The organism is Streptomyces sp. NPDC110618 (genome assembly GCF_055657065.1).
Genome location: NZ_JBVKBN010000001.1, coordinates 427,543 through 447,700, shown reverse-complemented (window position 1 = coordinate 447,700; position 20,158 = coordinate 427,543). Strand labels below are relative to the sequence as shown.

20 protein-coding genes are annotated in these 20,158 nt (G+C 71.5%); 10 read left to right on the top strand and 10 right to left on the bottom strand.

Features of this window, described 5'->3' with window-relative positions:
• Position 1: 1 nt before the first annotated feature.
• Positions 2-2,731, top strand: coding sequence for a fumarate reductase/succinate dehydrogenase flavoprotein subunit (locus tag ACZ7L7_RS01915; RefSeq protein WP_472074398.1), 2,730 nt, complete (start codon positions 2-4; stop codon positions 2,729-2,731).
• A 16-nt stretch (positions 2,732-2,747) separates the two neighbouring features.
• On the opposite strand, the gene ACZ7L7_RS01910 is transcribed toward ACZ7L7_RS01915, so the two are convergent.
• Genes ACZ7L7_RS01910 through ACZ7L7_RS01870 form a run of 9 tightly spaced genes read right to left on the bottom strand, consistent with a single transcriptional unit; the run spans position 2,748 to position 11,236 of the window.
• On the bottom strand, positions 2,748-3,080 hold the full coding sequence (locus ACZ7L7_RS01910) for a 4Fe-4S binding protein (RefSeq protein WP_472074396.1): 333 nt from the start codon (positions 3,078-3,080) through the stop codon (positions 2,748-2,750).
• Positions 3,077-4,669 (bottom strand): FAD-dependent oxidoreductase, encoded by a 1,593-nt coding sequence (locus ACZ7L7_RS01905; protein WP_472074394.1) that lies wholly within the window; start codon positions 4,667-4,669, stop codon positions 3,077-3,079. Before ACZ7L7_RS01905 ends, ACZ7L7_RS01910 begins: the two co-directional genes overlap by 4 nt.
• Before the next feature lie 25 nt (positions 4,670-4,694).
• The gene (locus ACZ7L7_RS01900; RefSeq protein WP_285513856.1) at positions 4,695-5,495 is read right to left on the bottom strand and encodes an ABC transporter permease; all 801 of its coding nucleotides are present in this window, start codon (positions 5,493-5,495) and stop codon (positions 4,695-4,697) included.
• Entirely contained in the window at positions 5,492-6,292 is an 801-nt protein-coding gene (locus ACZ7L7_RS01895) for an ABC transporter ATP-binding protein (protein WP_285513855.1), read from the bottom strand. Before ACZ7L7_RS01895 ends, ACZ7L7_RS01900 begins: the two co-directional genes overlap by 4 nt.
• On the bottom strand, positions 6,285-7,610 hold the full coding sequence (locus ACZ7L7_RS01890; protein WP_285513854.1) for an LLM class flavin-dependent oxidoreductase: 1,326 nt from the start codon (positions 7,608-7,610) through the stop codon (positions 6,285-6,287). The genes ACZ7L7_RS01895 and ACZ7L7_RS01890 overlap by 8 nt, the downstream gene beginning before the upstream one ends.
• On the bottom strand, positions 7,607-8,665 hold the full coding sequence (locus ACZ7L7_RS01885) for an aliphatic sulfonate ABC transporter substrate-binding protein (protein WP_471428022.1): 1,059 nt from the start codon (positions 8,663-8,665) through the stop codon (positions 7,607-7,609). The genes ACZ7L7_RS01890 and ACZ7L7_RS01885 overlap by 4 nt, the downstream gene beginning before the upstream one ends.
• 53 nt (positions 8,666-8,718) lie before the next feature.
• A complete protein-coding gene (locus ACZ7L7_RS01880) occupies positions 8,719-9,453 on the bottom strand; it encodes an ABC transporter ATP-binding protein (RefSeq protein ID WP_453601762.1) in 735 nt (244 codons plus the stop codon).
• A complete protein-coding gene (locus tag ACZ7L7_RS01875; RefSeq protein WP_285513851.1) occupies positions 9,450-10,343 on the bottom strand; it encodes an ABC transporter permease in 894 nt (297 codons plus the stop codon). The genes ACZ7L7_RS01880 and ACZ7L7_RS01875 overlap by 4 nt, the downstream gene beginning before the upstream one ends.
• Entirely contained in the window at positions 10,340-11,236 is an 897-nt protein-coding gene (locus ACZ7L7_RS01870) for a TauD/TfdA dioxygenase family protein (RefSeq protein ID WP_471591642.1), read from the bottom strand. Before ACZ7L7_RS01870 ends, ACZ7L7_RS01875 begins: the two co-directional genes overlap by 4 nt.
• A 484-nt stretch (positions 11,237-11,720) precedes the next feature.
• Here ACZ7L7_RS01870 and ACZ7L7_RS01865 point away from each other — a divergent pair, with 484 nt between their 5' ends.
• The 5 genes from ACZ7L7_RS01865 to ACZ7L7_RS01845 all read left to right on the top strand — a co-directional run bounded on the left by ACZ7L7_RS01865 (position 11,721) and on the right by ACZ7L7_RS01845 (position 15,880).
• Positions 11,721-12,644 carry an LLM class F420-dependent oxidoreductase gene (locus ACZ7L7_RS01865; protein WP_471428025.1) on the top strand — a complete coding sequence of 308 codons (924 nt, stop codon included), beginning with the start codon at positions 11,721-11,723 and terminating at the stop codon, positions 12,642-12,644.
• A 151-nt stretch (positions 12,645-12,795) separates the two neighbouring features.
• The gene (locus ACZ7L7_RS01860; RefSeq protein ID WP_471428027.1) at positions 12,796-13,602 is read left to right on the top strand and encodes a DUF1684 domain-containing protein; all 807 of its coding nucleotides are present in this window, start codon (positions 12,796-12,798) and stop codon (positions 13,600-13,602) included.
• Positions 13,603-13,735: 133 nt separating this feature from the next.
• Positions 13,736-14,806: an aromatic ring-hydroxylating dioxygenase subunit alpha gene (locus ACZ7L7_RS01855; protein ID WP_285513847.1), complete on the top strand. Its 1,071-nt coding sequence runs from the start codon at positions 13,736-13,738 to the stop codon at positions 14,804-14,806.
• Positions 14,803-14,964: a hypothetical protein gene (locus ACZ7L7_RS01850; protein WP_285513846.1), complete on the top strand. Its 162-nt coding sequence runs from the start codon at positions 14,803-14,805 to the stop codon at positions 14,962-14,964. Before ACZ7L7_RS01855 ends, ACZ7L7_RS01850 begins: the two co-directional genes overlap by 4 nt.
• Positions 14,957-15,880 carry a PDR/VanB family oxidoreductase gene (locus ACZ7L7_RS01845; RefSeq protein ID WP_472074391.1) on the top strand — a complete coding sequence of 308 codons (924 nt, stop codon included), beginning with the start codon at positions 14,957-14,959 and terminating at the stop codon, positions 15,878-15,880. Before ACZ7L7_RS01850 ends, ACZ7L7_RS01845 begins: the two co-directional genes overlap by 8 nt.
• Here ACZ7L7_RS01845 and ACZ7L7_RS01840 read toward each other — a convergent pair.
• Entirely contained in the window at positions 15,831-16,646 is an 816-nt protein-coding gene (locus tag ACZ7L7_RS01840) for an IclR family transcriptional regulator domain-containing protein (RefSeq protein ID WP_471428033.1), read from the bottom strand. The two genes, ACZ7L7_RS01845 and ACZ7L7_RS01840, sit on opposite strands and share 50 nt — an antisense overlap.
• Positions 16,647-16,796: 150 nt before the next feature.
• Between ACZ7L7_RS01840 and ACZ7L7_RS01835 the strand changes: the two genes are divergently transcribed.
• Genes ACZ7L7_RS01835 through ACZ7L7_RS01820 form a run of 4 tightly spaced genes read left to right on the top strand, consistent with a single transcriptional unit; the run spans position 16,797 to position 20,135 of the window.
• Positions 16,797-17,768, top strand: a complete 972-nt coding sequence (locus tag ACZ7L7_RS01835; protein ID WP_471428035.1) for an ABC transporter substrate-binding protein — start codon at positions 16,797-16,799, stop codon at positions 17,766-17,768.
• Complete coding sequence (locus ACZ7L7_RS01830; RefSeq protein WP_472074389.1) at positions 17,765-18,538, top strand: ABC transporter permease; 774 nt, start codon at positions 17,765-17,767, stop codon at positions 18,536-18,538. Before ACZ7L7_RS01835 ends, ACZ7L7_RS01830 begins: the two co-directional genes overlap by 4 nt.
• Positions 18,535-19,314 carry an ABC transporter permease gene (locus tag ACZ7L7_RS01825; protein WP_285513841.1) on the top strand — a complete coding sequence of 260 codons (780 nt, stop codon included), beginning with the start codon at positions 18,535-18,537 and terminating at the stop codon, positions 19,312-19,314. The genes ACZ7L7_RS01830 and ACZ7L7_RS01825 overlap by 4 nt, the downstream gene beginning before the upstream one ends.
• Before the next feature lie 20 nt (positions 19,315-19,334).
• Entirely contained in the window at positions 19,335-20,135 is an 801-nt protein-coding gene (locus ACZ7L7_RS01820) for an ABC transporter ATP-binding protein (RefSeq protein ID WP_453601737.1), read from the top strand.
• Positions 20,136-20,158: the final 23 nt, after the last annotated feature.

Genomic DNA, 20,158 nt, shown 5'->3' with positions numbered 1-20,158 from the left:
GGTGAACCCCCGCGCGAACACCCCCTCCGCTCTCCCGCCGATCCCCGCCCTCACCGACGCGCAGGAGCTGGCCTGCGACGTCCTCGTCATCGGCGGCGGCACCGCCGGCACCATGGCGGCCCTGACCGCCGCCGAGCGCGGCGCCGATGTGCTGCTGCTGGAGAAGGCGCACGTACGGCACTCCGGCGCGCTCGCGATGGGCATGGACGGCGTCAACAACGCCGTCATCCCCGGCCGCGCCGAACCCGACGACTACGTCGCCGAGATCACCCGCGCCAACGACGGCATCGTCGACCAGTCGACCGTCCGCCGGACCGCCACGCGCGGCTTCGACATGGTGCGGCGGCTGGAGTCGTACGGCGTGAAGTTCGAGAAGGACGAGCACCGCGAGTACGCGGTCCGGCAGGTGCACCGGTCCGGCTCCTACGTGCTGCCGATGCCGGAGGGCAAGGACGTCAAGAAGGTCCTGTACCGGCAGTTGCGGCGGCGCGAGATGCGGGAGCGGATCCGCATCGAGAACCGGGTGATGCCGGTACGGGTGCTGACCGCCGAGGGGCGGGCCGTGGGGGCGGTCGGCTTCAACAGCCGTACGGGCGCCTTCGTCGTGGTGCGGGCGGGCGCCGTCGTCCTCGCCACCGGTGCCTGCGGACGGCTGGGGCTGCCGGCCTCCGGATACCTGTACGGCACGTACGAGAACCCGACCAACGCGGGCGACGGGTACGCGATGGCGTACCACGCGGGCGCGGAGCTGACCGGCATCGAGTGCTTCCAGATCAACCCGCTGATCAAGGACTACAACGGTCCCGCCTGCGCGTATGTCGCCAACCCGTTCGGCGGCTACCAGGTCAACCGGCACGGCGAGCGCTTCGTCGACTCCGACTACTGGTCCGGCCAGATGATGGCCGAGTTCGCGGCGGAGGTCGCCAGTGACCGGGGGCCGGTGTATCTGAAGCTGAGCCATCTCCCCGAGGAGTCGATCTCGGCGCTGGAGTCGATCCTGCACTCGACCGAGCGGCCGACCCGGGGCACCTTCCACGCCGGGCGGGGTCATGACTACCGCACGCACGACGTGGAGATGCACATCTCGGAGATCGGTCTGTGCGGGGGGCATTCGGCGTCGGGGGTACGGGTGGACGACCACGCCCGTACGACCGTTCCGCGTCTGTACGCCGCCGGGGACCTGGCCTGCGTACCGCACAACTACATGATCGGCGCGTTCGTGTTCGGCGACCTGGCGGGGGCCGACGCCTCCCAATACCGTGTCTACGAGGGTGAGTTGCCACAGGAGCAACTGCGCGAGGCGCACGAGCTGATCTACCGCCCGCTGCGCAACCCGCAGGGCCCGCCGCAGACCCAGGTCGAGTACAAACTGCGCCGCTTCGTCAACGACTACGTCGCCCCGCCGAAGTCGGGGGCCCGGTTGTCCCTTGCCCTGGAGGCGTTCGAGCGGATGCGGGGGGACATCGCGGCGATGGGTGCGCGGACGCCGCACGAGTTGATGCGGTGCGTCGAGGTCTCCTTCATCCGGGACTGCGCGGAGATGGCGGCGCGGGCCTCGCTGGCGCGTACGGAGTCCCGTTGGGGGCTGTACCACGACCGGGTGGACCATCCGCGGCGGGACGACGAGGCGTGGTTCCATCATCTGGATCTGTACAAGTCCCCTGCGGGCGCCATGGAGTTCACGGCGCGGCCGGTCGCTCCCTATCTGGTCCCGGTCGAGGGGTTCGCCCCGGTCGGCGGCCCCTCCCGGCACCTGGGCGAGGTGCACCCGGAGCCGGTGGCGACGGCGGGGGCCAGGGAGGCGGCGCCGGTGGCGGCAGGGCGGGAGACGGACTCCGTCGCCGAGCCGGCCGCCGAGGTGCGGGCCACGCCCCGTCTGCTGGAACTCCTCGCGCTCGCCGAGGAGGAGCCCGATCTCGGCGCGCTGAACGGCTACTTGACGGACCCCGAGCCGAGTGTGCGCCGGACGGCCGTCACGGTTCTGACGGAGACGGTGCCGCCGGGAACGGGCCCCCGGCTCGCCCGTGCCCTCGCCGATCCGGACGCCGGTGTACGGACCGCCGCGGTCGCCTCCCTGCGGGAACTGGCGGAGACACTGCCCGCGGAACCGGCCCTGCGGGACGGTCTCGCCGCCGCGCTGTCCGAGGCCGACCCCGCGGTCCGCGCCGCCGCCCTGGACGTACTGCGCGCCCTGCGGCTCGGTGACGCCGAGCTGTTCGCGCGCTCCCTGTCGGACTCCGACATCGCGGTGCGTATCGCGGCGGCGCGTGCGCTGGTGTCGGTCGACGCCGCCGCGGACGTGGCGCGGGCGGCGGCCGATCCGTCCCGCGAGGTCCGGGTGACGGTCGCCAAGGCCCTGGCCACGCTGGGCGCGGGCGCGGCCCTGGTCCCGTTGCTGGACGATCCCGACGTCCTGGTGCGCGGCGCCGCCTACGAGGGTCTCGGCACCACAGGATGCCCCGCCGACCTGGCCGCCCGCGCCGAACTGGCCCTGACGGACCCGGCCTGGCAGGTCCGCGCCGGAGCGGCGGCGGCCCTGTCCGCCGCGGACCCCGGCCCGGCGGTCCCGGCGCTGGCCAAGGCCCTGTCCGACGGCAACGCCGATGTCCGCAAGGCCGCGGTCCTCGCCCTGACCCGGCACCGGGGGGTCGACGACGCCCGGTCCGCCCTGGCGACGGCCACGACGGACTCGGACGCGGACGTCAGGGCGTATGCGGCGCGGGCCCTGTGAACGGCCCGTACGGCGGTCAGTCCGGGTACTCCGGCCCGACCGCCGTACGGGCCCCCAGCTTCCTGCCCTTGCCCCAGCCCAGCTCACGCCGGTAGCCGCCGAGCAGCCCGGACTCCTCCAGCCGCTCCACGTCACGGAGGGGCGAATCCGGCGGGGCCGGGGTCACCAGCGGGGCGACGAAGAGAGCGTCCGTGGGGCAGTACGCCTCGCACTGGAAGCAGGTCTGGCAGCTGTCCTGGCGGGCGATGACCGGGATGCCGTCGGGGGCGCGGTCGAAGACGCGGGTGGGGCACACCTCGATGCACCGGTCGCAGGCGATGCAGCGGTCCGGTTCGACGATCTCGATCACGCCGCCCGCCCTTCGATCGCGGCCGGTGTCTCCGGGCGGCTCCACAGCTCGTCCAGGCCGCCCGTGAGCAGCCGGTGGTGCTGGGAGGGGTCCTGGTCCCGGAAGTCGGCGCGCTTGTGCATGCCCCGGGACTCCGTGCGGTGGAGCGCCGCGTGGTACATCCAGCGGCCGTGGGCCACCATCGCGGCCGCCTCCCTGGCCCGGAACAGTTCCTCGCCGCTCGCCCCGAGGCCTTCGCGGGCCGCGGCCCAGGTGCCGTGCAGGGAGCGCAGGGCGGGTCGCAGGCGGTCGGCGTGGCGGAGGTAGTTGCGGTCGTAGGGCAAGACCTCGCGCTGGACGGCGGTGACGACCTCGTCGGGGCGGACGGTCATCGGGCCGGTGGGGCGCAGGCCGGCCGTGCCCACGGGACGGAGCCGGCCGGCGCGGCGGGGGCCACGGGTGGCGAACTCGGCGGCGCCGCGGCCCGCCCAACTGCCCGAGGAGACCGCCCAGGCGGCGTTGTGGCTGCCGCCGCCGGTGAAGCCGCCGCAGATCAGCTCGCGGGTCGCGGTGTCGCCGGCCGCGTACAGGCCGGGGACGTCGGTGGAGCAGTCGTGGTCGGCGATGCGCACCCCGCCCGTGCCCCGGACGGTTCCCTCCGCCAGCAAAGTGATCTCGAACAGGTCCGTGAACGGGTTGATGCCGAGCCGGTCGAAGACCAGGAAGGTGTTCGGCTGGCCCTTGCGCATCGCCCGCTGCTCCTCGGGCGTGGCCTTGTCGAAGCGGGCGTACACCGGCTCGGTGAGCAGGGTCCTCGCGATCACCGAACGGCCGCGCGTGCTGCCCGCGCCCTCCAGTACCGAGCCGTCGGCGCGGTAGAAGGTCGCCCAGGAGTAGTAGGCCGTCTTGGTCAGTGACGTGCCCTTCGGGGCGATGGCGTACGCGTTGGAGAACTCCATCCCCGACAGGCGCGCGCCCGCTTCCACCGCCATCAGCGCGCCGTCCCCGGTGTTGACATCGCAGCCCAGGGTCTTGGAGCGGAAGGCGCAGCCCCCGGCCGCGAGGACCACCGCGCCCGCCTCGATACGGACCGTCTCCCCCGTCGTACGGTCCAGGGCCCGCGCCCCCGACACCACACCGTCGGCGTCCGTGAGGAGTTCCAGTGCCGGAGTGTGGTCGAGGATGCGCACGCCCAGCCGCTGCACCCGGGTGCGCTGTCTGCGCATGTACTCGGGGCCCTGCAGGTCGCCGCGGAGTTGGCGGCCCCGGGCGTCGACGGGGAACGGGTAGCGTTGGACGCGGGCGAGTTCGTCCATGCGGGCGTGGGTCTCGTCGAGGACGCGCGCCATCCAGTCACGGTCGGCGAGGTATCCGCCCAGCGCCTCCCGGCTCGCCATGGCGGCCTCGCGGAGTCCGGGGTCGTCGTCGACGTACCAGATGCCGGTGCCGACGGAGGCGGTCGCCCCGCTCGCCCCCGTGTAGCCCTTGTCGGCGAGCACGACGTCGGCGCCGGACTCGGCGGCCTTGATCGCGGCCCAGGTGCCAGCGGGGCCGCCGCCGATCACCAGCACGTCCGTGGACAGGGTCGGTTCCGGTGCGGTGCTCGTCATGAGGTGCCTTCCTTCGGTTTCGGGGTCAGGGCTTGAGCCGCCCGGTGGCGAACAGGGCCGCCGACCAGGCCGTGAGCGCCGCCGCGAGGCCCCAGACCACGGCGAGGGCCGGGACGGCGCCGACGTCGCCCTGGCCGAGGAAGCCGATCCGCTCCACCTGGACCATCCAGAAAACGGGGTTGAGGTGGCTCAGGGCGGCCCAGAACGGCGGCAGTTGCTGGAGGGAGTAGAAGACGCCGCCGAGGAAGCCCAGTGGCAGCAGGATGATCGACTCCATGGAGTAGACGTGGTCGAGTGACTTGGCGTAGCCGCCCGCGATCACCCCGACCTGTGCGGCCACCAGGAGCACCCCGAGCGTGCCGGACAGCAGGACCAGCGGGCGCTCGGGGATGCCGCCCCCGGTGAGCGGCAGAGCCACCGCCAGGACGCCCGCGCCGACGACGACACCGCGGGCGATGCCGCCGCCCACCAGCGCCGCGTTGATCTCCCACCACCTCAGCGGGCTGGCGTACACGTCGTTGATGTACTGGTCGCGGCGGGCCTCGAACAGGCTGGTGGTGCCGTTGAAGAAGCCGACGTTGACGATCGCCTGGGTGAACAGGCCCGGCACGATGAAGCTTCCGTAGTCGACGCCGTCGATGGTGTCGACGTGCCCGCCGAGCGCCGTGCCGAAGACCACGACGAAGAGGACGGTCGACAGCACCGGGCCGACGACGCTGTAGCGCCAGATGGTGAGGAAGCGGAGTATCTCCCGCTCCAGCATCCATACGAACGGGGCCCGTTCGGGACTGAACTGCTGGAGTTCTGGGGTCCGGGTGTCGCTCATGGGGCGACCTCCTCGGCCGTGATCACCCGGTCGTAGACCTCCGAGATGTCCCGGGCCGCGTACCGTTCGCGCAGGGAGGCGGCGGAGCCGCGGTCGACGATGCGGCCCGCGCGCAGCAGGGCGATCTCGTCGCACAAGGTCTCCGCCTCCTCCAGGTAGTGCGTGGTCAACAGGACGGTCGTGCCCGCCGCGTTGAGGCCCTTGACGACCCGCCAGATCTCCGAGCGCAGCTCCACATCCACGCCCGCTGTCGGCTCGTCGAGGATGAGCAGGCGGGGGCGGTGCATGAGGGCGCGGGCGAGGACCAGGCGGCGTTGCATACCGCCGGAGAGTTCGTAGGCGCGTACGTCGGCCTTGTCGTCGAGGCGGAACAGGGCGAGCAGTTCGTCGGCGCGCCGTACCGCCGCCTTGCGGCCGATGCCGTGGTATCCGGCGTGGTAGATCAGGATCTGCCGGATGGACAGGAACCGGTCGACGTTGATCTCCTGCGCGGCCAGGCCCAGCAGCCGGCGGGCCTGCCGGCCGCGGTGGTCGTGGCCGAAGACGGTGAGGGTGCCGGCGGTGGGCCGGACGATGTTGCACACCGAGCCGATCAGCGTGGTCTTGCCCGCGCCGTTCGGGCCGAGCAGGCCGAAGAAGGCGCCGTCCGGTATCTCCAGGTCGAGCCCGTCGACCGCGGTGAAGCCGTCCTGGTAGGTCTTGCGCAGGCCCTGGACGCGCAGGGCGGGCGGACTCCCGCCGCCCGGGGAGGCGGCGGGAGTCGTGAGCGGGGCGCCCGCGGGGAGCGGGTCAGCCATGGAACCGGTTCGGCGGGACGGGGAGGCCGTAGTGCTCGCGCAGGGTGGTTCCCTCGTACTCCTCGCGGAACAGGCCCTTGCCGCGCAGGATCGGCAGCACGTGCTCGGCGAAGGCCGCCAGGCCCGACGGCAGCGCGGGCGCCATCACGTTGAAGCCGTCCGCGGCACCGCCCTCGAACCAGTCGACGATGATGTCGGCGATCTGCTCGGGCGTACCGGCGACCTCGAAGTGGCCGCGTCCGCCGCCGAGCCGGGAGATGACCTGGCGGACCGTCAGGTTCTCGCGCACGGCGAGGTCGATGATCAGGTCGGCGCGGCTCTGCGAGCCCTCCAGCTTGGGCCGGGCGAGGATGAAGTCGGGCAGCGGGCCGTCGAGTTCGAAGGCCGAGGGCTCGGTCTCGAAGACGGCGGCGAGCTGGCCGAGCCCGTACTCCGGGACGCGCAGGTCGTCGAACTCCTTGGCCAGCGCGCGGGCTTCGGCCTCGGTGGAGCCGATGTAGGGGACGATGCCCGGCAGGACGAGGACGCCGTTCGGGTCGCGGCCCGCGGCCTTGGTGCGGGCCTTGATGTCGGCGTAGAAGGCGGCGGCGCGCTCGTACGTCGTGTGTGCGGTGAAGATGGCCTCGGCGTGGCGGGCCGCGAAGTCCTTGCCGTCCTCGGAGGATCCGGCCTGCACGAGCAGCGGGTGGCCCTGGGGCGGGCGCGGGACGTTGAGGGGTCCGGCCACCTTGAAGTACTGGCCCTGGTGGTTCAGTCGGTGCAGTCGCTCGGGGTCGGCGTAGCGGCCGGTGGACTTGTCGGCGAGGACGGCCTCGGCCTCCCAGCTGTCCCACAGGGCCTTGGCGACGTTCAGGAACTCGTCGGCGCGGGCGTAGCGCTCGGCGTGGCTCGGGCGGTCGTCGAGGCCGAAGTTGGCGGCCTCGTCGGCGCCGGCCGAGGTGACGATGTTCCAGCCCGCGCGTCCGGCGCTGACGTGGTCGACGGAGGCGAGGCGGCGGGCCAGGTTGTAGGGCTCGTTGTAGGTCGAGGACACCGTGGCGATGAGGCCGATCCTGCTGGTCGCCTGGGACAGCGCGGTCAGCAGGGTGAGCGGTTCGAGTTGGCCCGGCGGACGGAACTGGCCGGTGCCGATGAGGGCGGGGCCGTCGGCGAGGAAGAGCGAGTCGAACTTGGCGGCCTCGGCGAGCTTCGCCAGCTCGATCCAGTGCTGGAGGTCGAAGTCGGCCCGCGGGTTGCTGCGCGGGAGCCGCCAGGCGGCCTCGTGGTGGCCGGCCTCCATGAGGAAGGCGTTGAGATGGAGCTTGCGTGCCGTGCTCATGAGGTGACCTCCAGCTTCGAGCTGTCGTAACCGGCGGGGAGGAGGTTGTCGGTGATCGACTTGACGTCGACCTTCTCCTTGATCTGCCTGGCCTCCAGGAAGACGTCGGCGAGCTCCTGCTCCAACTTGATGTCCGACTCCTCCACCGGGGTCACCCGGCTCGAATAGGCGGCCAGCGACGCCTTGGCGTCGGCGAGCGGGATGCCCTGCTCCTTGGCGAGCGCCTTGGCGTGTTCCTCGGGGTTCTTCACCGCCCAGGCGAACTCGTGCGAGAGCCTCTTGAGTACGTCCGTGAGCGCGGCGCGCTTGGTCTTGTCCTTGAGGGAGGTGTCGCTGGCGACGTAGTAACTGCTGGTCTGGTCGATCGGCGGCAGGCCCTTGACCAGGACGCGGGCACCGTTCTTGACGGCGATCGCGGACTGCGGGTTCCAGATCGCCCAGGCGTCCACCTTGCCGGTGTTGAAGGCCGTGGCACCGGCCGCCGGGTCGAGGTACACCAGCTCGGCGTCCTCGGGGGTGAGACCGACGCTCTTGAGCGCGTTCAGGGCGAGCCCGTGCGCCGAACTGCCCTGCGGGACCGCGATCCTCTTGCCCTTGAGGTCGGCCGCCGTCTTCAGCGGCGAGCCCTTGGGCACGATGATGTTCTCCAGCGCCTGGTCGGGCGTGAGCGAGCGGTTGACTGCGACGATCTTGAAGCCGTACGTCTTCGCCGCCCCGGTGATCGGCGGCACGTTGCCGACGCTGCCGAGGTCGATCTCGCCGGAGGCGGCGGCCTGGACGAGCGGCGGGCCGTAGTTGAAGCGGGCGAACTTCACCTTGTAGGGGGCGTTGTCGAAGACGCCGGTGATGCGCGCGAGTTCCTCGCTGCCGTCGCCGCCGTTGTCGCCGATGGTGAAGGTGTACTTGCTCCACTCGGGGTGCTTGGCCTCGGTGGTGTCGGCGACGTTGGCGAGCGGGGCGTCGGTCTTCGACGAGGACTCCGAGCAGGCGACGAGGGTGCCCGCGAGGGCGAGTGTTCCTAGGGCGCCGATGAGTCGGATGGTGGTTCTTCGCATGGGGAGACTTGCTTTCTTGTGCAGGGTGAGGGTGGGGGATCGGTGCGGGGAAGTCACTCGCGTCCGGCGAGCCCGAGGTCTTCCAGGAGTCGTACGCGCAGTTCCTCGCGGGCGACGCTGGCCTCGCGGTCCGCGGCGGACAGGCGTACCTCGTGGGAGCTGCCGATGCGGCCGTCGCTCATGACGACGATCCGGTCGGCCAGGGCGATCGCCTCGTCGACGTCGTGGGTGACGAGGAGCATCGCGGCGTGGTGCTTGGTGCGCAGCGCCCGCACGAGGTCGTGCATGCGCAGTCGGGTGATGGCGTCGAGGGCGGCGAACGGCTCGTCCAGCAGCACGAGTTCGGGTTCGGCGACCAGGGCGCGGGCGAGGGAGACGCGCTGGGCCTCGCCGCCGGAGAGCTCCTTGGGCCAGGCCCGCTCCCGTCCGGCGAGTCCGACCTCGGCGAGTACGTCGCGGGCCCGCTGGTCGGCGTCGGGCCCGTGCAGGCCGAGGGTGACGTTGCGCAGGACCCGCTGCCAGGGCAGCAGCCGGTCGGCCTGGAAGACGATGGCGCGCCGCGCCGGGACCTCGACGCGTCCGCCGTCGGGCCGGTCCAGTCCGGCGAGCAGCCGCAGCAGGGTGCTCTTGCCGCAGCCGGACGGGCCGAGCAGGATCACCAACTCGTCGTCGGCGATGGTGAGGTCGAGGTGGTCGAGGACGACGCGGTCGCCGAACCTGCGGACGACCTGCTCGACGGTGACGCCGGTCCCGCGCCGCGCCTCGGTGGTGGTGACGGTGCTGCTCATGACGCCTCATAACTGGGTCGCCACCGCAGCAGCACCCGCTCAAGTCCACGGACGAACTGGTCGGCGAGCAGACCGAGGAGCGAGTAGATCACCAGCCCCACGAAGACCTGGTTGGTCTGGAGATAGGTCTGCCCCTGGGTGATCAGGAAGCCGAGTCCCTTGTCGGCGTTGACCGTTTCGGCGGCGACGAGCCCCAGCACGCTGTACGCGAGGGAGAACCGCAGACCGACCAGGAACCCCGGAAGGGCGCCGGGCACCAGCACCCGCGTGACCAGCCGCCAGGTCCCGGCACCCGTGGTGCGGGCCATCTCGATCAGCCGCTGGTCGACCCCGCGGATCGCGGAGAAGAGGTTGAGGTACATCGGCACGCCCGCGCCGAAGGAGATCAGCAGCACCTTCGTCAGTTCGTCGATCCCGAACCACACGATCATCAGCGGCAGTACGGCGAGCAGCGGGATGGTGTTGAGCACCTGGACGACACCGTTGAACAGGTATTCGCCGCTGCGCAGCAGCCCGCCGAGGACTCCGGCGACGATGCCGACGGTCAGGCCGAGGGCGAGGCCGAGTCCGGCCCGCTGGAGCGAGATCGCCAGGTCCGGACCGAGGACGCCCTCCTGCCACAGGTCGACCGCGGTGCCGACGATGGACGTCGGCGCCGGCGCGTAGGTCTTGGCCAGCACCCCGGCGCGGGCCAGCACCTCCCAGACGAGGAGAATCACCACGGGCGTCGTGTAGATGCCCAGCGGCCAGCGCAGGCGCTCGCGCAGGGTGGTGAGCGCGGACCGGCGGCGGGTGTCGCGGGGCAGGAACACCTCACGTTCCGGTGCGCCCGCCGTCCTCGTGTCCGGTCTCTCCGCGACGGGCGGGGCCTTGAGGCTCAGTTCGGTCATGCCGCCACCTCAAGCACCTTGCTGTAGTGGGAGGCGTCGCCGACGAGTTGCTCGCTGTGGCGGCCGTCGACGCCGACCGGGATGTCTCCGGCGACGGTGACGCGGTTGAGGCGGCGGGGGAGGTCGTCGTAGTTGTCCACGGCGTAGTGCTGGGTGATCCGGTTGTCGAAGATCAGCAGCTGGTTGGGCGACCAGGTCCAGCGCAGGATGTTCTCCGGGCGCGTGACGTACGACTGGAAGATGCGCAGCAGCGCTGCCGACTCCTCGCCGGACAGGCCGACGATGCGCTTGGCGAACCCGCCGATGAACAGCCCGCGTTCACCGGTCAGCGGGTGCAGCCGGACGACCGGGTGCTCGCTCTCGTAGGGCGTGGAGACGAAGACGCGGTCGTACTCCTGGCGTTGTGCCGAGGCGGGTTCGGGGCGGGCGTAGTCGTACTGGTTGGTGTGCACGACGCGCAGGGTGTCGGCGAGGGCGCGCAGCGGTTCCGGCAGGTCGCGGTAGGCCGCGGCGGCGTTCGCGATCAGTGTCTCGCCGCCGTACGGCGTGGTCACGATCGAGCGCAGTGTGGTGAGCTGCGGCGGGTTGACCACGAAGGTGACGTCGGTGTGCCACTCGTTGGCCTTGGAGGTCTCGCTGTCGACGGCGAGGACGTTGGTCGTGCCGTCGGCGGCCGGGACGTTGGGGTGGGCGGTGGTCAGGTCGCCGAACCAGCCGGCGACGCGTTCCTGGCCGGCGTTGTCGAGGTCAACGTCGTCGAAGACGATCGCCTTGTGCTCGTTGAGGGCGGCACGCAGCGCCGCGACCGTCGAGGGGTCGGGCTCAGTGTTGAGGTCGACGCCTTCGACGACGGCGCCGATGCGGCCGGTCAGCTTGCGGACGGACAGAGGCATGAGGGATCCCTCCCTGGGGACTTACGGGCACGCCAAGGGGTGCGTGAGAACAGGGGTGTTGGGTGTTGAAGGGGGACTGCTACCGCGCGGGACCGGTCGGTCGCGGCCGACCGTGTCGGCGTGCGCGCAGGCTCCCGGCCCGCAGGCGGGCGAGGGAGTGCGAGCGGGGGCCCTCAGAGGGTGGGGAAGACGACCCCGCGGGAAGTCACAGTGGCTGCCGGGAAGGCGCCGAGAGTGCTCACCGGCCGCAGCCGGGCAGCGGGTCCCGGGTCAGCGACAACAACAGGCGCTGAAGACGTGCGCCAGATCGATGTGGCGCCGCTGGGTGAGGTCCACGCGGGGGTTCATGGAACGGGAGTTCACCAGACGCTCCGCCGCAGGTCAATACGGTTTCGGCCAGCTTCGTGCGCCGTACATACAGCCGACATGAAGCTGTCACAGTGGACCCGGAATGCGCCTGGCGGCGGTGCCCGTTGCCCCTGACATGACTGTTGGAGTAGCGCTCAACGCATCCGACGCGGCGAACCAGGTCGACGCCTCCGTGGACCTGGCCCGGGAGGCCGCCGGCTTCGGGATCACCTCGGCGTGGTTCGGGCAGACCTTCGGCGCGGACTCGCCCCAGCTCGCGGCGATCGTCGGCCGGGAGGTGCCGGGACTGCACGTCGGCACCTCCGCGATCCCCGTCTTCGGCCGCCACCCGCTGCTGGTCTCCAGCCTGGCCCAGACCGCCCAGGCGGCCACCCACGGCCGCTATCACCTCGGGCTGGCCCTGGGCACGAAACTGCTCACGGAGACCGGTTTCGGCCTGCCCTTCGAACGCCCCATAGCCCGGTTACGGGAGTTCCTGACCGCCCTGCGCCAACTGACCGAGACCGGCACGGCCGACTTCCACGGCGAACTGCTCTCCACCTCCACCCCGCTCCCGGCCCGCGTACCGGGCGCCGAGGGCGGTGTCCCCCTGCTGGTGGCGGCCATGGGCCCGCAGGCGTTGCGGGTGAGCGGTGAGCTGGCGGACGGAATCCTGCCGTACCTGGCGGGACCGCGCGCTCTGGAGGAGCACATCGTGCCCGCCCTGACCCGCGCGGCCGAGGCGGCGGGCCGCCCCGCGCCCAGGGTCGTGGCCCTGGTGCCCGGCGTGGTCACCGACGACGCGGACGCCGTACGGGAAAGGGCTGCCGAGAGCTTCGCCTTCTACGAGCAGATCCCGTCCTACGCCCGGGCCATCGAGCTGTCCGGCGGCCGCCGGGCCGTCGACCTGGCCGTGATCGGCGACGAGAAGACCGTCGAGGCGGAGGTACGCCGCTACCGCGACGCCGGCGCCACCGAGGTCGTGTTCTCGGCCACCGAGCTGGCGGGCGAGGCCGCCCGCCGCCGCACCTGGCGCCTGCTGGGCGAACTGGCCCGCTGACCGCACACCCCCATTCCCCCCGCCGTACCCGCCTGCTCGGCGAACTGGCCCGCTGACCGCACACCCCCCTTCCCCCGCCGTACCTGGCGCCTGCTCGGCGAACTGGCCCGCTGACCGCACACCCCCTTCCCGACGCCCTGAGGAGACCCGCATGACCACGACCGACCTCCGCACCTTCACCGAGAGCTGGCTGGAGTGGTACCGCGCCCAGGAGGCCCGGCTCGCCGCCCCGCACGGCTTCCTGGCCATCACCGGCCTGCACTGGCTCGACGAACGGCCCCAGCGTTTCCCGGACGCGCCGGGCGAGTGGCGCACGGGCCCGGACGGTGTCGCCGTCACCCTGGACGACGACGAGGAACTCGTCATCGACAAAACCCCGGTGCGCGGCGAGCACCGCTTCGGCGTACTCCCCGAGCGCGGCGGTGTCGACGCCGTCTGGAAGGACGCCGTCATCGAGGTCGCCAAGCGCGGCGGCCACGACATCGTGCGCCCCCGCCACCCGGACGCCCCGCTGCGCACCGGCTTCACCGGAACTCCCGCCTACGCCCCCGACCCGCGCTGGGCGGTGACCGGCCGCTACATCCCCTTCGACACCCCGCGCCCGACCACCGTGGGCGCCGCCGTGGAGGGCCTTGAGCATGTGTACGACGCTCCGGGCCGGATCGAATTCGAGCTGGAGGGACGTCAGTTGTCCCTCACCGCGTTCCCCGGCGCCGGTCCGGGCCGCCTGATGGTCCTGTTCACCGACGCCACCTCCGGAGTCACCACCTACGCCGCCAACCGCTCCCTCTCCCTCGACCCGCCCGCCGCCGACGGCACGGTCGTCCTGGACTTCAACCGCGCCGCGAACCTGCCCTGCGCCTACACGGACCTGGCCACCTGCCCGCTGCCCCCGGCGGAGAACCGGTTGCCGGTGGCGATCGAGGCGGGGTTGAAGATCCCGCACGAGCGGGCCTGATACCGGGGCCCTGGGGGGCCACGGATGCGGCGCCGCCGGGGAGTTTCCGCCCGGCGGAAGTCCTGTTGCCGAGGCGGCGACGGCATCGACATGGTGGTACCGACACGACGTCGAGGATGACGGGGGCCGTCGCATGCCGCACATGACCGCGTTCGCCAGGAACCAGTGGTACGTCGTCGCCCACAGCCATGAGGTGGGGCGGGAGTTGCTCGGGCGGACCGTGCTCGGGGAGCCGCTGGTGCTCTACCGGTCTCAGGAGGACGGAACGCCCGTCGTGCTCAACGACCGCTGTGTGCACCGGCGTTACCCGCTCTCCGAGCCGCCCACCCGGCTGGACGGCGACCGGATCGTGTGCGGGTACCACGGGTTCACGTACGACACGACCGGCGCGTGCGTGTCCGTGCCGGGGCAGAAGCGCGTACCGCGCACGGCCCGGATCGCCTCGTACCCCGTGGTCGAGCAGGACGCGCTGGTGTGGGTGTGGATCGGCGACCCCGCCCTCGCCGATCCGTCGGGCATCCCCCGGGCCCGGCACCTGGACTCCCCCGGCTGGGTCACCGTGCGCGGCATGGAGCCGATCGACTGCGACTACGGGCTCCTCGTCGACAACCTCCTGGACCTGTCGCACGAGACGTACCTGCACGGCGGTTACATCGGCACGCCCGAGGTCGCCGAGACGCCGATCACCACGGAGGTCGACGAGGGCGCCGGGATCGTGCGGGTGAGCCGGCACATGGACGACGCCGAGTGCCCGCCCTTCTACGCGAGGTCGACCGGGATCGAGGGGCGGATCACGCGCTGGCAGGACATCGAGTACTTCGCGCCCTGTCTGTACCTGCTGCACAGCAGGGTCGCGCCGGTGGGCGTGGTCCCGGAGCCGGACGGCAGCGACCCGGGCGGCTTCCACACGGAGGTGACGTACGCGATCACGCCCTCGGCCGACGGGAAGGTGTACGACTTCTGGGCGGTCTCCCGGGACTGGGCGACCGACGACGCGGAGGTCAGCGAGTTCCTGCGGAGCAACAACCACACGGTGGTGATGCAGGACGTGGACGCGCTCAATCTGCTCCAGCGCACGCTCGGCACCGAGCGCCACGGCTACCAGGAGCTGAGCATCAACATCGACACCGGCGGGCTGGCCGCCCGCAGGATCCTCGCCCGGCTGGTGGAGGAGGGCGACAAGCCGGTGGAGCGGGCCCGGTGACCGCGCCGACCGGCGAGATCTACCGCGTCGACTGGGTGCCGGGCACCGACCTGCTGCACGGCACCTGTCACTGCGGCGCCGAGCACACCGCCGAGGACCCGGTCGCGATGTGGGAGTGGATGCTCGGACATCCCGAGGGGCACAAGGACGTTGAGTGAACTCGTGGTGCGGGAGCGCCGGTTGATCGCCGACGGTGTTCTCGCTCTCACCCTCGTCGACCCGCTCGGCGCGCCCTTGCCCGCCTGGGAGCCCGGCGCCCACATCGACCTCGTTCTCGCGCCGGGCCTGGAGCGCCAGTACTCCCTGTGCGGCGAACCGGCCGACCGCACCTCTTGGCGGATCGCGGTGCTGCGGGAGGAACACGGGCGGGGCGGATCGGTGTACGTGCACGAGCGGTTGGGGCTCGGCGACAAGGTCCGCGTCCGCGGCCCCCGCAACCACTTCGCGCTACGCCCCGCGCCCCGCTACCGGTTCGTCGCGGGCGGCATCGGCATCACCCCGATCCTGCCCATGCTGGCCGCGGCGGAGGCGGCGGGCGCCGAGTGGAGTCTGCTGTACGGGGGCCGCGGCCGCTCGTCGATGGCGTTCACCGGGGAACTCGCCCGCTACGGCGACCGCGTGACCCTCGCTCCCGAGGACGAGACCGGACTGCTGGACCTGCCCCCGGTGCTGGACCACCTCCCGGACGGCACCCTGGTGTACTGCTGCGGTCCCGAGCCGCTGCTGGACGCGGTGGCGGCCCGCTGCCCCGCCGACCGCCTCCATGTCGAGCGGTTCCGCAAAAAGGAGCAACAGGGCGGCGAGGACGGCGAGTTCGAGGTCGTTCTCGCCCGCAGCGGTCGCGCCCTCACGGTCCCGCCCGGCGTCTCCGTGCTCGACGCCGTGCGCGCCGCCGGGGTGGAGGTGCTGTACTCCTGCACCGAGGGCACCTGCGGTACGTGTGAGACGGAGGTCGTCGAGGGCGTCCCCGACCACCGTGACTCGCTGCTGACCGAGGAGGAGCGCGCGGCCGGGGAGACCATGCTCATCTGTGTGTCCCGGTGCCGGGGGCAGCGGCTCGTGCTGGACCTGTGATCCTGAGGTCGGCCTCGATCCGGGCGACCGTCTCCAGCAGCGGCGGCAGCAGGTCGCGGCGGACGGACTCCAGGGAGTTGCGGCCCGCGTGCACCGCGATGTTCACGGCCGCCGTCACCGCCCCGGCCCGGTCCCGCACCGGGGCGGCCACCGAGCGCAGCCCCAGCTCCAGTTCCTGGTCGACGATCGCGTACCCCTGGCGGCGCACCCGGCGCAGCTCGGCCCGCAGGGCGTCCGGCGTGGTGAGCGTGCGCGGAGTCAGCGGGCTCAGGTCGGCCCGCGCGAGCCGGGTGTCGATCTCCTCGTCCGTCAGGTGCGCGAGGATGACCCGGCCCACCGAGGTGACATGCGCGGGGAAGCGGGTGCCCACCGTGATGGACGCGGTCATGATGCGGCTGGTCGGCACCCGGGCCACGTACACGATGTCATCGCCGTCCAGGACGCACAGCGAGGACGACTCCCGTATGCGGGCGACGAGTTGCTCCAGATGCGGCTCGGCCAGCTCGGGCAGGGTGAAGCTGGAGAGGTAGGAGTAGCCGAGTTCCAGCACGCGCGGGGTGAGCCGGAAGCGGCGGCCGTCCTGGTGGACATAGCCCAGGTCGACCAGGGTGAGCAGCAGCCGGCGGGCGGCGGCCCGGGTGAGCCCGCAGTCGCGGGCGACCTCGGAGAGCGTACGGGTGGGGTGCTCGGCGTCGAAGGAGCGGACGACGGCCAGGCCGTGCGCGAAGGAGTTCACGAAGTGTCGTCCGCGGTCCGGCTCGGGCATCGCCGCCTCCTGAGATGTCAACAATTTTGTCGGCCAACAAGGTTGACCCGATCGGTGCGCGCCCCCTACCTTCCCGCTGTACGCGCTTGAGCACTACTGTGCGGTCTGCGCACAGCCTGTCGGAACACCGTTGTCTCCACAGGAGGAGTCATGCGTCGTCTGCTCGCCGGTCTCGCGGCAGGCAGTTTCCTGTTATCCCTCACCGCCTGCGGCTCGTCCGACGACGGTGGCACGTCGGACGCAGCGGGCTCGTCCGGCGACGTCACGACGGTCACCGTGGGGCTCATCCCCATTGTCGACGTCGCGCCCGTCTACCTCGGCCAGAAGAAGGGCTTCTACGAAAAGCACGGCCTGAAACTGAAGTTGACGAGTGCTCAGGGCGGCGCCGCGATCGTGCCGGCCGTGGTGAGCGGGCAGTACGAGTTCGGCTTCAGCAATATGACCTCGCTGATGATCGCCCAGTCCAACAAGGTCCCGGTGCGGGCCATCGCCAACGGCATCGCGTCGACGGGCGAGGACGGCAAGGACTTCGGGGCGCTCACGGTGAAGGGCGACAGCCCCCTGAAGTCACCGAGCGAGCTGGAGGGCAAGAAGGTCGCCGTCAACACGCTGAAGAACATCAACGAGACGGCGGTCCGCGAGTCGGTGCGCAAGGCGGGCGGCGACCCGGACAAGGTGGAGTTCGTCGAGCTGGCCTTCGACCAGATGCCCGCGGCCCTAGACGAGGGGCAGATCGACGCGGCGATGGTGGTGGAACCGGCGCTGGCCACGATCAAGAGCCAGGGCGGCCGGGAGATCGCCTCCTCCCTCGTCGACGTGGCCCCCGATCTGACGGTCGCCATGTACTTCACCTCCATGCAGTACGCGGAGAGCGAGCCGGAGGTGGTGGAGAAGTTCCAGAAGGCCACCGCCGAGTCCCTCGCCTACGCCGACGCCCACCCGGACGAGGTCCGCGAGATCGTCACGACGTACACCAAGATCCCGCCGGACGTGCTCAAGCAGGTGACGCTGCCGAAGTGGCCGGCCGAGGCCAACCGCGACTCCATCGAGCGGCTGGCCGAACTCGGGCAGCGCGACGGCCTGTTCAAGTCACCTCCCGACCTGGACGAACTGCTGTCGTGAAAGGGCTGAACACCCTGCTCGGCACGGCCGGGCTCGCGGTCTTCCTCGCCCTGGGCGAGGCGGTGCCGCGGCTCGGCCTGGTCAAGGCGGAGTACTTCCCGCCGACCAGCGAGATCGCCGACGCCCTCGCCACCGAACTGACCGACTCCGCCTTCTGGTCGGCCCTCGGCGACACCCTCACCGGCTGGGCGCTGGGCCTCGCCCTCGCCGCCTGCGCGGGGATCGTGGCGGGCGTGGTGATCTCGGTGGTGCCGTACCTGCGCGAGGCCACCGCCTCCACCATCGAGTTCCTGCGCCCGATCCCCTCGGTCGCCCTGATCCCGCTCGCGGTCCTCCTGTACGGCACCGAACTGCGCTCGGTCCTCCTGCTCGTCGTCTACGCCTCCTTCTGGCAGGTGCTGATCCAGGTCCTGTACGGCGTCCAGGACGTGGACCCGGTCGCCGACGAGACGGCGCGGTCGTACGGTCTGAGCACCTGGGCGCGGGTCCGTCACGTGCTGTGGCCGACCGCCCTGCCGTATGTGATGACCGGGGTACGGCTGGCCGCCGCGGTGGCGCTGATCCTCGCCATCACCGCCGAACTCGTCATCGGGGCACCGGGGTTGGGCTCGCGGATCGCGGTGGCGCAGACCTCGCAGGCGGTGCCGGAGATGTACGCGCTGATCGTGGTCACCGGGCTGCTCGGGCTGCTCATCAACGTGGGCGCCCGGACGGTGGAGCGGCGGGCACTGGGCTGGCACCAGTCGGTGCGCGGGGAGGTGGCGGTGTGAGGACCCTGCTGCTGCGGACCGTGTTCGTGCTCGCGCTGCCCGCGGTGCTGGTGGCCGTGTGGTGGGTGGCGTCCGAGGACAGCACGGACGTGTACTGGCCGCCGCTGTCGACGATCCTTCAGACGTTCCCGGACGTATGGACCGCCGACCGGTTCACCGACGACGTCGTGCCCAGCGTGCTGCGCCTGAGCGGCGGTTACGCGCTGGCGGCCGTGGTGGGTGTGGGCCTCGGCACGGTGATCGGGTCCTACCGGCGGGTGCGGGCGGTGTGCGAGCCGGTGCTGGAGTTCCTGCGCGCGGTGCCGCCGCCCGTCCTGGTGCCGGTCATCATGCTGTTCGCGGGTATCGGGGACACCATGAAGGTCACCGTGATCGCGAGCGGCTGCGTCTGGCCGGTCCTGCTGAACACCGTGGAGGGTGTACGCGCCGTCGACCCGGTGATGGCGGAGACGGCCCGCAGTTACGGCGTCACGGGCGCCGCGCGGCTGCGGCACGTGGTACTGCGCTCGGCGAGTCCGCAGATCTTCGCGGGGCTCCGCCAGGCGCTGTCCATCGGCATCATCCTGATGGTCATCAGCGAGATGTTCGCGGCCAGCAACGGACTCGGCTTCACCATCGTGCAGTTCCAGCGCAGTTTCGCGATCCCCGACATGTGGACCGGGATCCTGGTCCTCGGCCTGCTGGGCTTCGCGCTGTCGGTCGTCTTCCAACTCGTCGAACGGCGGGTGCTGGGCTGGTATCACGGCCTGCGCGCCGCCACCCGTCGTTCCCCGTGAGCCTGAGGAAAGGGCACCCCATGCTCGACGTGCGCGGATTGAGGAAGGTCTACGAGGGGTCCGGGCGCCGCGTGGAGGCGGTGCGGGATCTCACCTTCACCGTGGACGCGGGCGAACTGGTCTGTCTCGTCGGCCCGTCCGGCTGCGGCAAGACGACGCTGCTGAAGTGCATGGGCGGACTGCTCGCCCCGACCGGCGGCGAGGTCCTGCTGGAGGGGCAGCGGGTGACGGGTCCGCCGCCCGGGATGGCGTTCGTCTTCCAGGAGTACGGGCGCAGTCTCTTCCCCTGGATGCGGGTTGGCGAGAACGTCGAACTGCCGTTGAAGCAGAAGAAGTTGAGCAAGGCGCGGCGCCGGGAGCTGGTGCGGGACGCGCTGGACTCGGTGGGCCTGGAGGACGCCGTGGGGGCGTACCCCTGGCAGTTGTCCGGCGGGATGCAGCAGCGGGTCGCCATCGCCCGCGCCCTGGCCTACGAGCCCCGGGTGCTGCTCATGGACGAGCCGTTCGCCGCGGTGGACGCGCAGACCCGCGCCGACCTGGAGGACCTGGTGCGGCGGCTGTGGCGGGAGCGGGGCATCACGATCCTGTTCGTCACGCACGACATCGACGAGGCCGTCTACCTCGGTGAGCGGGTCCTGGTGCTGTCGGCCTCCCCCACCGTCGTCCAGGAGCAGCTGAAGGTCGATCTGCCGGACGCGCGGGACCAGTTGCACACACGGGTGTCCCCGCGCTTCGCCGAGCTGCGGACCCATGTGTACGAGCAGATCCAGGCGGCGAAGCGCGGCGTGCCGGTCACCAAGCCCCGGGACAGCAAGAAGTGAAGAAGAATGAGAAATTCTGCGAC

Coding starts and splice junctions, on each gene's coding strand:
- ACZ7L7_RS01820 (WP_453601737.1), top strand. CDS start 19,335: ATGCTCGACGTGCGCGGATTGAGGAAGGTCTACGAGGGGTCCGGGCGC.
- ACZ7L7_RS01865 (WP_471428025.1), top strand. CDS start 11,721: ATGACTGTTGGAGTAGCGCTCAACGCATCCGACGCGGCGAACCAGGTC.
- ACZ7L7_RS01875 (WP_285513851.1), bottom strand. CDS start 10,343: ATGACCGAACTGAGCCTCAAGGCCCCGCCCGTCGCGGAGAGACCGGAC.
- ACZ7L7_RS01880 (WP_453601762.1), bottom strand. CDS start 9,453: ATGAGCAGCACCGTCACCACCACCGAGGCGCGGCGCGGGACCGGCGTC.
- ACZ7L7_RS01895 (WP_285513855.1), bottom strand. CDS start 6,292: ATGGCTGACCCGCTCCCCGCGGGCGCCCCGCTCACGACTCCCGCCGCC.
- ACZ7L7_RS01905 (WP_472074394.1), bottom strand. CDS start 4,669: ATGACGAGCACCGCACCGGAACCGACCCTGTCCACGGACGTGCTGGTG.
- ACZ7L7_RS01835 (WP_471428035.1), top strand. CDS start 16,797: ATGCGTCGTCTGCTCGCCGGTCTCGCGGCAGGCAGTTTCCTGTTATCC.
- ACZ7L7_RS01860 (WP_471428027.1), top strand. CDS start 12,796: ATGACCACGACCGACCTCCGCACCTTCACCGAGAGCTGGCTGGAGTGG.
- ACZ7L7_RS01855 (WP_285513847.1), top strand. CDS start 13,736: ATGCCGCACATGACCGCGTTCGCCAGGAACCAGTGGTACGTCGTCGCC.
- ACZ7L7_RS01870 (WP_471591642.1), bottom strand. CDS start 11,236: ATGCCTCTGTCCGTCCGCAAGCTGACCGGCCGCATCGGCGCCGTCGTC.
- ACZ7L7_RS01840 (WP_471428033.1), bottom strand. CDS start 16,646: ATGCCCGAGCCGGACCGCGGACGACACTTCGTGAACTCCTTCGCGCAC.
- ACZ7L7_RS01900 (WP_285513856.1), bottom strand. CDS start 5,495: ATGAGCGACACCCGGACCCCAGAACTCCAGCAGTTCAGTCCCGAACGG.
- ACZ7L7_RS01885 (WP_471428022.1), bottom strand. CDS start 8,665: ATGCGAAGAACCACCATCCGACTCATCGGCGCCCTAGGAACACTCGCC.
- ACZ7L7_RS01890 (WP_285513854.1), bottom strand. CDS start 7,610: ATGAGCACGGCACGCAAGCTCCATCTCAACGCCTTCCTCATGGAGGCC.